General features: G+C 68.9%; 8 protein-coding genes. 7 read left to right on the forward strand and 1 reads right to left on the reverse strand.

Annotated features, from left to right (window positions below):
* The 7 genes from HEQ75_RS26700 to HEQ75_RS26730 form a co-directional block, all read left to right on the forward strand.
* A partial coding sequence (locus tag HEQ75_RS26700) for a hypothetical protein (protein WP_168035173.1) occupies positions 1-330 on the forward strand: 330 nt, incomplete at its 5' end.
* A 297-nt stretch (positions 331-627) separates the two neighbouring features.
* A complete protein-coding gene (mdh, locus tag HEQ75_RS26705; RefSeq protein WP_168035174.1) occupies positions 628-1,581 on the forward strand; it encodes a malate dehydrogenase in 954 nt (317 codons plus the stop codon).
* Positions 1,582-1,611: 30 nt separating this feature from the next.
* Complete coding sequence (gene sucC, locus HEQ75_RS26710; protein ID WP_268887822.1) at positions 1,612-2,853, forward strand: ADP-forming succinate--CoA ligase subunit beta; 1,242 nt, start codon at positions 1,612-1,614, stop codon at positions 2,851-2,853.
* Between the two features lie 4 nt (positions 2,854-2,857).
* Positions 2,858-3,754, forward strand: a complete 897-nt coding sequence (gene sucD, locus HEQ75_RS26715) for a succinate--CoA ligase subunit alpha (RefSeq protein ID WP_168035176.1) — start codon at positions 2,858-2,860, stop codon at positions 3,752-3,754.
* Between the two features lie 124 nt (positions 3,755-3,878).
* On the forward strand, positions 3,879-6,782 hold the full coding sequence (locus HEQ75_RS26720; RefSeq protein ID WP_168035177.1) for a 2-oxoglutarate dehydrogenase E1 component: 2,904 nt from the start codon (positions 3,879-3,881) through the stop codon (positions 6,780-6,782).
* 29 nt (positions 6,783-6,811) lie between these two features.
* Complete coding sequence (odhB, locus tag HEQ75_RS26725) at positions 6,812-8,053, forward strand: 2-oxoglutarate dehydrogenase complex dihydrolipoyllysine-residue succinyltransferase (protein ID WP_168035178.1); 1,242 nt, start codon at positions 6,812-6,814, stop codon at positions 8,051-8,053.
* Between the two features lie 73 nt (positions 8,054-8,126).
* Positions 8,127-8,444 (forward strand): hypothetical protein, encoded by a 318-nt coding sequence (locus HEQ75_RS26730; RefSeq protein WP_168035179.1) that lies wholly within the window; start codon positions 8,127-8,129, stop codon positions 8,442-8,444.
* A 264-nt stretch (positions 8,445-8,708) separates the two neighbouring features.
* Here HEQ75_RS26730 and HEQ75_RS26735 read toward each other — a convergent pair whose 3' ends face one another.
* Entirely contained in the window at positions 8,709-9,905 is a 1,197-nt protein-coding gene (locus tag HEQ75_RS26735; RefSeq protein WP_168035180.1) for a M23 family metallopeptidase, read from the reverse strand.
* Positions 9,906-10,157 lie beyond the last annotated feature (252 nt).

The raw sequence follows: 10,157 nt of genomic DNA on the forward strand, positions 1-10,157 counted from the left end.
CGCAGCGCGGCGCGCACCAGCACCCGCAGCGCCGCACGGGCCAACACCCGCAGCCAGGCCCGCCGCGAGACGGCGCTGCGCCGGGGCGAGGTGCGCAGCCAGCGCCGCGGCACGGTGGTGCGCGGCGCCGCCGCGGCCACCATCAGCCGCCCGGCGGCCAATTGCAGCCGCCGCAATGGCCGCACGGTCTGCGGCCGGAGCAGCAATTCCGTCGCCGGCTGGCAGGCCGGGCTGCCGGCGGTGACCATGGCGCAGCGGGATTGCCCGGTAGGCACCTTCGCCACCCTGGCGCGCGGGCATGACGACATCGTCCGCTGCATGCCCTTGTAATTCGTGGCGCCCGAAGTCCCGACCTGCGGCCCGCCCGGCGCTTGAGGGGCACGACGGTCAGGCTCTGTTGCGCCGGTCATGATGTGCCGCTGCCGGGCCAGCCGGCCCGGGTACCAGGAAGCGGCCGGCAGCGCCCGCCGCCATGCGCCATCCCCTGGACCTTGCCCGTCCGCCACGCATGACAGCGCGCGGCGCCTTGCCCGCCTTGCAGGGCAGGAGTAGGAAGCCCCGCAGGGCGCGCCGTGCTCGGCGCCGCCTTGAAATCCCTGCGAAGCTCCACAAGGCAAGGACCGCTGCATGGCCCGCAAGAAGATCGCGCTCATTGGCGCCGGCAACATCGGCGGCACGCTCGCCCACCTCATCGGCCTGAAGGAACTCGGCGACGTCGTCATGTTCGACGTCTTCCCGGGGGTTGCCGCCGGCAAGGCGCTGGACATCATGCAGTCCGGCCCGGTGGATGGCTTCGACAGCGCCATGTCCGGCACCGGCGACTATGCCGCGATCGCGGGCGCGGACGTCGTCATCGTCACCGCCGGTTTCCCGCGCATGCCGGGGATGAGCCGCGACGACCTGCTGACCAAGAATGCCGGCGTGATCGGCCAGGTGGCCGAGGGCATCAAGCAATATGCCCCGGACGCCTTCGTGATCTGCATCACCAACCCGCTGGACGTGATGGTGTGGGTGCTGCAGCAGCGCTCCGGCCTGCCGGCGGAAAAGGTGGTGGGCATGGCCGGTGTGCTGGACTCCAGCCGCTTCCGCCTGTTCCTGGCGCAGGAATTCGGCGTCTCGGTCGAGGATGTGACGGCCTTCGTGCTGGGTGGCCATGGCGACACCATGGTGCCGCTGACCCGCTATTCGACCGTCGCCGGCGTGCCCGTGCCCGACCTGATCAAGATGGGCTGGACGACGCAGGAGAAGATCGACGCCATCGTCGCCCGCACGGCGAATGGCGGCGGCGAGATCGTGAAGCTGCTGGAACGCGGCTCCGCCTTCTATGCCCCGGCCGCCTCGGCCATCGCCATGGCGGAAAGCTACCTGCTGGACAAGAAGCGCGTGCTGCCCTGCGCCGTGCTGCTGAACGGCGAGTATGGCCAGAACGACTTCTATGTGGGCGTGCCCGTGGTGATCGGCGCCGGCGGCGTCGAGAAGATCATGGAGGTCGAGTTCACGGCCGAGGAGAAGGCCGCCTTCGACAAGTCCTGCGACGCGGTGAAGAAGCTGATCGCGGACTTCAAGGCGCTCGGCGTCTGACACCGCCCGTCTGACGCCACCCACCGGCGGCTGCCGCGCCGCCGGACCTTTTGGCGCCCTGCTTGCCGGAGACATCGGATGAACATCCACGAATACCAGGCCAAGGAATTGCTGCGCCGCTACGGCGTGGCGGTGCTGGAGGGCCATGTGGCCTGGACGGCGGATGAGGCCGTGGAAGCTGCGAAGAAGCTGCCCGGCCCGGTCTATGTCGTGAAGTCGCAGATCCATGCCGGTGGCCGCGGCGCCGGCCGCTTCACCAACGACCCGAACGGCAAGGGCGGCGTCCGCGTCGTCAAGTCGATCGAGGCGGTGCGCGAGGCGGCGGAGGCGATGATCGGCAAGGTGCTGGTCACCAAGCAGACCGGCGAGGCCGGCAAGCTGGTCTCCCGCGTCTTCGTGGAAGACGGCTGCGACATCAAGCGCGAGCTGTATCTGGGCCTGCTGGTGGACCGCGAGACCTCCCGCGTCACCATCATGGCCTCCACCGAGGGTGGCATGGAGATCGAGGAGGTGGCGCACAACCACCCCGAGAAGATCCTGAAGGTCGCGATCGACCCGGCCTCGGGCATTTTCCCCTACCACGCCCGCAAGTTGGCCTTCGGGCTGGGGCTGGAAGGCAAGCAGGTCGGGGCGTTCCAGAAGTTCGTGCTGGCGCTGTACGGCGCCTTCCTGGAACTGGACTGCGCCATCGTCGAGATCAACCCGCTGGTCGTCACCGGCAAGGGCGACATCGTGGCGCTGGACGCCAAAGTGTCCTTCGACGAAAGCGCGCTGTTCCGGCACAAGGACCTGGAAGCGCTGCGCGATGACAGCGAGATGGACCCGAAGGAACTCGACGCGGTCAAGAACGACCTGAACTATGTGGCGCTCGATGGCGAGATCGGCTGCATGGTGAACGGCGCCGGCCTGGCGATGGCCACCATGGACATCATCAAGCTGTACGGCTCTTCCCCGGCCAACTTCCTCGATGTCGGCGGCACTGCGAATGCGGCGCGGGTGACGGAGGCCTTCCGGATCATCACCTCCGACGTCAACGTCAAGGCGATCCTGGTCAACATCTTCGGTGGCATCGCCAAGTGCGACATGATCGCCAATGGCATCGTCGAGGCCAGCAAGAACCTGTCGCTGAGCGTGCCGCTGGTGGTGCGGCTCGAGGGTACGAATGTGGACCTCGGCAAGAAGATCCTCGCCGAATCCGGGCTCGCCATCATCGCGGCCGACAACCTCGCGGATGCGGCCCAGAAGGTCGTGGCCGCGGTCAAGGGAGCCTGAGACAATGGCCGTTCTGATCGACGCCAACACCCGCGTCATGACCCAGGGTTTCACGGGTGCCCAGGGCACCTTCCATGCGAGCCAGGGCATTGCCTATGGGTCGACCTATGTCGGCGGCACGACGCCGGGCAAGGGCGGCACCATGCATCCGGAGCTGAACCTGCCGGTGTTCAACACCGTGGTGGAATGCCGTGACGCGACCGGGGCGAATGCCTCCGTCATCTACGTGCCGGCGCCCTTCGCCGCGGATGCGATCCTGGAAGCCATCGACGCCGAGATCCCGCTGGTGATCTGCATCACGGAAGGCATCCCGGTGCTGGACATGGTGAAGGTGAAGCGGGCGCTGGCCGGGTCCAAGTCCATCCTGGTCGGGCCGAACTGCCCGGGCGTCATCACGCCGGATGCCTGCAAGATCGGCATCATGCCGGGCCACATCCATCGCCGCGGCTCGGTCGGCATCGTCAGCCGCTCCGGCACCCTGACCTATGAGGCGGTGGCGCAGACCACGGCGGCCGGCCTCGGCCAGTCCACCTGCGTCGGCATCGGCGGCGACCCGGTGAAGGGCATGGACTTCATCGACGTGCTGAAGCTGTTCCTGGCCGATGACGAGACCAAGTCCATCATCATGATCGGCGAGATCGGCGGCCAGTCCGAGGTGATCGGCGCGGAATACCTGGCCGAGCACAATTTCGGCCCGGGCAAGCCGAACAAGCCGGTGGTCGGCTTCATCGCCGGCGCCACGGCCCCCCCGGGCCGCCGCATGGGCCATGCCGGCGCGGTGATCTCCGGCGGCAACGACACGGCGGCGGCGAAGATGGAAGCCATGGCCAAGGCGGGCATCATGGTGGCGGACAGCCCCTCCGCCCTGGGGTCCACCATGGTCAAGGCGCTGAAGAAGTAACGAAAAGGTCACCCGCGCCGCACCAGGTTTCCCCCGGGGACCTGACGCCGGCGGCGCGGGTCGCCTATCTAGTGGCGTGACGAAGCCGGCGCCCGATCCGCAGACGGGGGCCATGGAGACGAAAATGGCCGGAGTGGATGTCCTCGCGAGTGCGATGTCGGGCGCGAATGCCGCCTACCTCGCCGACCTCTATGCCCGATGGGCGGAGAAGCCGGACAGCGTCGATCCCTCCTTCGCCGAGCTGTTCGGGGCGCTGAACGACGAGGCGCGCGCGGTGCTGACGGATGCCGTCGGCGCGAGCTGGGCGCCCCGCCTGCGCGGCGCCTTCGGCCCGGACCCGGAACTGCCGGCCGCGGCGCCGAAGGGCAAGGGTGCCCCCGCCGCTGCCGCCGCGCCGGCCGCCAATCTGGTGGACAAGGCGGCCGCCCAGCGGGCGGTGCTGGATTCCATCCGCGCCCTGATGCTGATCCGCAGCTACCGCGTGCGCGGCCATCTGGAAGCGCAGCTGGATCCGCTCGGCCTGCAGGTGATGAAGCCGCATCCGGAGCTGGACCCCAAGACCTACGGGTTCACGGACGCCGACATGGACCGTCCGATCTTTCTGGATATGGTTTTGGGCAAGGAGAACGCGACGCTTCGCGAAATCCTGCAGATCTGCCGCGCCAGCTATTGCGGCTCCATCGCCACCGAATTCATGCATATCCAGGACCCGGACCAGAAGTCCTGGATCCAGCGCCGGATCGAGGGTGCGCCCTGGGTCCGCGCCTTCGACGGCCAGGCAAAGCGGCAGATCCTGCAGCAGCTGACCGAGGCCGAGGGCTTCGAGGCCTTCTGCGCCAAGAAATACGCCACCACCAAGCGCTTCGGGCTGGAGGGTGGTGAATCCACCATTCCGGCCATCCAGTCCGTGATCGAGGTCGGCGCCAGCCTGGGCGTGAACGAGATCTCGATCGGCATGGCCCATCGCGGCCGGCTGAACGTGCTGGTGAACGTGGTGAAGAAGCCCTTCTCCGCCGTGTTCAGCGAATTCAAGGGCAATGCCGCGACGCCCGAGGATGTGCAGGGCTCCGGCGACGTGAAGTACCACCTCGGCACCTCGACCGATATCGAGGTGGCCGGGCGCATGGTGCACCTCTCCCTGCAGCCGAACCCGTCCCACCTGGAAGCGGTCGATCCCGTCGTGGTCGGCAAGGTGCGCGCGCGCCAGGACATGGCGGGCGACACCAAGGGGCGGCGCTCCGTCCTCGGCATCCTGCTGCATGGCGACGCGGCCTTCGCCGGCCAGGGCCTGGTGTATGAGACGCTGGCGATGAGCCAGCTCATCGGCTACCGCACCGGCGGCACCATCCATATCGTCACCAACAACCAGATCGGCTTCACCACCGTCCCGGCGCATGCCTATTCGGGCCTGTACTGCACCGACGTGGCGAAGAGCATCCAGGTGCCGATCCTGCATGTGAATGGCGACGACGCCGAGGCCGTGGTTTTCTGCGCCCGCATGGCGGCCGAGTTCCGCATGCAGTTCGGCGCGGACTTCGTGCTCGACATCGTCTGCTATCGCCGCCACGGCCATAACGAGACGGACGAGCCGGCCTTCACGCAGCCGATCATGTACGGCCGCATCAAGGAGATGAAGACCACCCGCACCCTCTACGCCGAGAAGCTGGCGAAGGAGGGCAGCGTGCCGGCCGAGGAATCCAAGGCGGTGCTCGATGCCTTCAACGCCCAGCTGGAGGAGGCCTTCCAGGCTGCAGCCAGCTTCAAGCCGAACAAGGCGGATTGGCTGGAAGGCCATTGGTCGGGCCTCAAGGCCGTGACGGTCGGCGAGGAAGTCGAGAAGCTGCACGAGACGGCGGTCGGCCTCGACACGCTGCGCGAAGTCGGCGCGGCGCTCGCCCGGGTGCCGTCCGATTTCGGTGCCAACCCCAAGATCCTGCGCCAGCTCGAGGCCAAGAAGACGGCGATCGAAACCGGCGAAGGCATCGACTGGGCGACCGGCGAGGCGCTGGCCTTCGGTACCCTGCTGCTGGAAGGCCATCGCGTGCGCCTCTCGGGCGAGGATGTGCAGCGCGGCACCTTCAGCCAGCGCCACGCCCACCTGGTCGACCAGAAGACGCAGGCCGAATACGTCCCGCTGAACAATATCCGCGCCGGCCAGCCGAAGTTCGAGGCCTTCAACAGCCTGCTCTCCGAGATGGGCGTGCTCGGCTTCGAATACGGCTATACCCTGGCGGACCCGCGCACCCTGGTGCTGTGGGAAGCGCAGTTCGGCGACTTCGCTAATGGCGCCCAGGTCATCATCGACCAGTTCATCGCCAGCGCCGAGACCAAGTGGCTGCGCATGTCCGGCCTGGTGATGCTGCTGCCGCATGGCTACGAGGGCCAGGGGCCGGAGCATTCCTCGGCCCGGCTGGAGCGCTACCTGCAGCTCTGCGCCGAGCGCAACATGCGGGTCGGCAACCTGACCACGCCGGCCAATTACTACCACGCGCTGCGCCGCCAGCTAAAGGCGAACTACCGCAAGCCGCTGGTGCTGATGACGCCGAAATCGCTGCTGCGGCACAAGATGGCGGTCTCCCCGCTGGCCGATTTCGGCCCGGGCAGCGCCTTCCAGTACATCATCCCGGAGACCGACGCCCTGGTGGCGGAGGATCAGGTGAAGCGCGTCGTGCTCTGCACCGGCAAGGTCTATTACGACCTGCTGGCGGAGCGCCGCGAGAAGGGCGTGAAGGACGTGGCGATCCTCCGCGTCGAGCAGTTGTACCCGTTTGCCAAGACGACGCTGGCCAAGCTGCTCGCGCCCTACCGGAACGCCGAGGTGGTCTGGTGCCAGGAGGAGCCCGAGAACATGGGCGCCTGGACCTATATCGACCGCAAGATCGAAGGCGTGCTCCGCGACATCGAGATCAAGGCGAAGCGCCCGACCTATGTGGGCCGCGCCGAGGCGGCGAGCCCGGCGACGGGCCTCGCCAAGGTTCACCAGCAGCAGCAGGAAGCCCTGGTGCGCGAGGCGCTCGGTCTTTCGTGAGCGCCGCGACGGGGAAGAAGGCAGGACAGATGACCGATATCGTGGTGCCCCCGCTGGGGGAAAGCGTCTCCTCCGCCACCGTTGCGCGGTGGCTGAAGAAGGCCGGCGAGTCCGTGGCGATGGACGAGCCGCTGGTGGAGCTGGAGACCGACAAGGTCACGGTGGAGGTGAATGCCGCAACGGCGGGCGTGATCGAGAGCATCACGGCGGAGGAGGGGGCCGAGGTTGGCCCCGGCGCCGTGCTCGGCACCATCGCGACTGGCGCGGCTAGTGGGAAGCCCGCTTCCAGCGGCACGCCGACGGCGCCCACCCCGGCCCCCGCCGCCCCGGCCCAGCCGAAGGCGGAGGCTCCGCAGCCGGCACCCGGCCCGGTGGCCCGCCCGGCCTCCAGCCTGCCGCCCGGCCCAGCAGCGACCAAGACCATGGCGGATGCGGGTGTCTCCGCCGACCAGATCGGCGGCGGTTCCGGCAAGGATGGCCGCGTGACCAAGGGCGACGTGCTGGCCTTCCTGGCCAAGCCCGCCGCCGCCCCCGCCCCGGCCGCCGCCCCCAAGGCCGCCCGCGCGCCGGAAGCCGGCGAGGAGCGGGTGAAGATGACCCGCCTGCGCCAGACCATCGCGCGTCGGCTGAAGGAAGCCCAGAACACCGCCGCCATGCTGACCACCTTCAACGAGGTGGACATGGGCGCGGCGATGGCGCTGCGGACCGAGTACAAGGACGTGTTCGAGAAGAAGCACAGCGTGAAGCTCGGCTTCATGTCCTTCTTCGTGAAGGCCTGCGTCGCGGCGCTGAAGGAATTCCCGGCGGTGAACGCCGAGATCGACGGCGACGAGATCGTCTACAAGCACCATGTCCATATGGGCATCGCGGTGGGCGGCCCCTCCGGCCTGGTGGTGCCCGTGGTGCGCCATGCGGACCAGATGGGCTTTGCCGAGATCGAGAAGACCATCGGCTCCTACGGCCGCAAGGCGCGTGACGGGGCGCTGAAGCTGGAAGACCTGACGGGCGGCAGCTTCACCATCACCAATGGCGGCATCTACGGCAGCCTGATGTCGACGCCCATCCTCAACCCGCCGCAATCCGGCATCCTGGGCATGCACAAGATCCAGGAACGGCCGATGGCGGTGGGCGGCAAGGTGGAAATCCGGCCGATGATGTACATCGCGCTGAGCTACGACCACCGCATCGTGGACGGCAAGGAAGCCGTGAGTTTCCTGGTGCGGGTGAAGGAAAGCATCGAGGATCCGCGCCGGCTGATGCTGGACCTGTAACGCCCCATCCCCCTGGCGGGGGAGGGTTGGGCGGGGCCGCGGCCTCGCCCGACATCCGCAAGGCGCCGCCGCCATGCTGATCCTTGCCTTCGGCTTCCTGGCGTTGTGTGCCGCGCTGGAATATCGCGCCCGCGGCGAGCCGCTGCTGCGGCCCGAGCCGGCCACGGATCGCTTCTGGCGTGGCCTCGGCACGCTGGCAGGGCTGGTTTCCGTGGTCGGGCCGATGGTGGTGATGGCGCGGGTGGATGTGGCGCAGGGCGCCGGCGCCTACCTGCTGGGAGCGGCCTTTGCCTTCGCCGGCGGCTTCACCCCGGAACGCTGGTGGGGCATGACCTCGGTCGCCGCGGGCGTCTTCGGCCTTGGCCTGCTCGGCGGCGCGCTGCTGCGCTGACCGAGGGCAGACGCCGTACCCTCATGCCAAGTCCCGGTGATCGTGACCGATCAACGGTTCATGCCAGGTCTCATTGATCGCAACCTGCGCCCGCCGGAGGCGGGCGAGCGGCCGGCGGTTTCCCTCGGGTATCACAGCCGGCGCATGGAGGTCTCACCGTCCTGCGCCTCAAACGCCGGGCGGGCCGCCTCCGCGGCCCTTGGCTTCGCGGCATGGGCCGCGGCGCGCGCTCGGGCGGCAAGCCGGAACGTCGCGTGCCACCCATCACTCGGCGGCGAGGGCGACTTCCAGGCGATCCGCGTTGATGGTGGCCAGATTCGCCGCCAGGACGCGCCGCGCGCGCTGGAAGCCGGCCAGGGCCGGGCCGCGCAGCGGGTCCGCCGCGGGCAGGGCCACGGTCGCCGGGTTGTGCGCCCGGCCGGCGATGCGGATCTCGTAGTGCAGATGCGGGCCGGTGGACATGCCGGTGCTGCCGACGGCGCCGATCACCGCCCCCTGGCGCACCCGCGCGCCGGCGCGCAGGCCGCGGGTGAAGCGGGACATGTGCGCATAGACCGTCTCCACCCCGCCGGCATGCTTCAGCCGCACGGTGCGTCCATAGCCGCGCTCGAAACGGGCGGAGTGGACGACGCCATCGGCGGCGGCATAGATCGGCGTGCCGCTGGGCGCGCCGAAATCCAGCCCCGAATGGCGCCGGCTGTAGCCCAGCACCGGGTGGCGGCGCATGCCGAAGCCGGAGGTGAGGCGGGCGCCGTCCAGCGGCGTGCGCAGGAATCCGCCGGCCAGCGGGCGGCCATCGGCGCGGAACCAGGCGACCTCCCCCTGCGGCCCGGCATGGCGCCAGACCTCCATCCGCCGGCCCGAGAGGGTGAGGGCGGCATAATGCAGCTGGCCGTGGCCCAGCAGCACACCATCCGGACCGCGCAGGCGCTCGAACGCCACGGCGATGCGGTCGCCCGGTTGCACGTCGCGCTGGAAGTCCACCTCATGCGACAGGGCGCGGATCAGCGAATGGGTCAGCGGGCCTGGCAGGCCGGCGCGGGTGAGGCTGCCGAAGACGCCGCCTTCGATCGGCGTCTCGATCCGCGCCAGATGGCGCAGCCGGGGCGTCATCGCTTCCTGCACCAGCCAGCCGGCGCCGTCGCGGTTGACGGTGATGGTGTGGCCGGGTGCCGGGGCGATCTCGAGGCCCAGGAGCTTGTCCTCCGTGTCCAGGCGAAGCCCGACTTCCTGGCCCACGGCCAGGCGACGCGGCTCGAAGCGTGGCGTGAGCGCCGCGATGGCGGCATGCGCCTCGGCCGGGTCCACGCCCGCATCGCCCAACAGCTCGGCGAGGGTATCGCCCGGTTTGACGGTGACGATTCGCTGCGCCTCGTCCGGCGGTTCCTCAGCGTGGGCGAAGACCGCAGGGGCGGCAAGGCCGGCGCACAGGAACAGGGCGAGGCGCAGTGGGGAGATCATGCTGTTGTCATGTCCGCGGTGGTTGGCGCCGGCAACTTCTTGGGCCGTGCTCTTCAAGTCAACCCGAAAGCCGCAACCGCAATGTAACGTGCGCAGCGATGTCAAGGGGTTGCGAACGATGGCAGCCATGTGACGTCGATTGCGACACTGCGTTGACAGTGGTGTGTGTGGCTCGTAGAAGGCGGCCACCGACGAGGAGCCCTTGAGGTTTTGGTTGGTTCGCCGGGAGGCGGGGGGTTGCAAGAGGCGGGG

Source organism: Falsiroseomonas selenitidurans, assembly GCF_012103215.1.
GTDB lineage: Bacteria > Pseudomonadota > Alphaproteobacteria > Acetobacterales > Acetobacteraceae > Falsiroseomonas > Falsiroseomonas selenitidurans.

Bases quoted from the DNA above. Each gene is read 5' to 3' on its own strand.
- HEQ75_RS26735 (WP_168035180.1), bottom strand. From the start codon at position 9,905: ATGATCTCCCCACTGCGCCTCGCCCTGTTCCTGTGCGCCGGCCTTGCC.
- HEQ75_RS26730 (WP_168035179.1), top strand. From the start codon at position 8,127: ATGCTGATCCTTGCCTTCGGCTTCCTGGCGTTGTGTGCCGCGCTGGAA.
- mdh (WP_168035174.1), top strand. From the start codon at position 628: ATGGCCCGCAAGAAGATCGCGCTCATTGGCGCCGGCAACATCGGCGGC.
- odhB (WP_168035178.1), top strand. From the start codon at position 6,812: ATGACCGATATCGTGGTGCCCCCGCTGGGGGAAAGCGTCTCCTCCGCC.
- sucD (WP_168035176.1), top strand. From the start codon at position 2,858: ATGGCCGTTCTGATCGACGCCAACACCCGCGTCATGACCCAGGGTTTC.
- HEQ75_RS26720 (WP_168035177.1), top strand. From the start codon at position 3,879: ATGGCCGGAGTGGATGTCCTCGCGAGTGCGATGTCGGGCGCGAATGCC.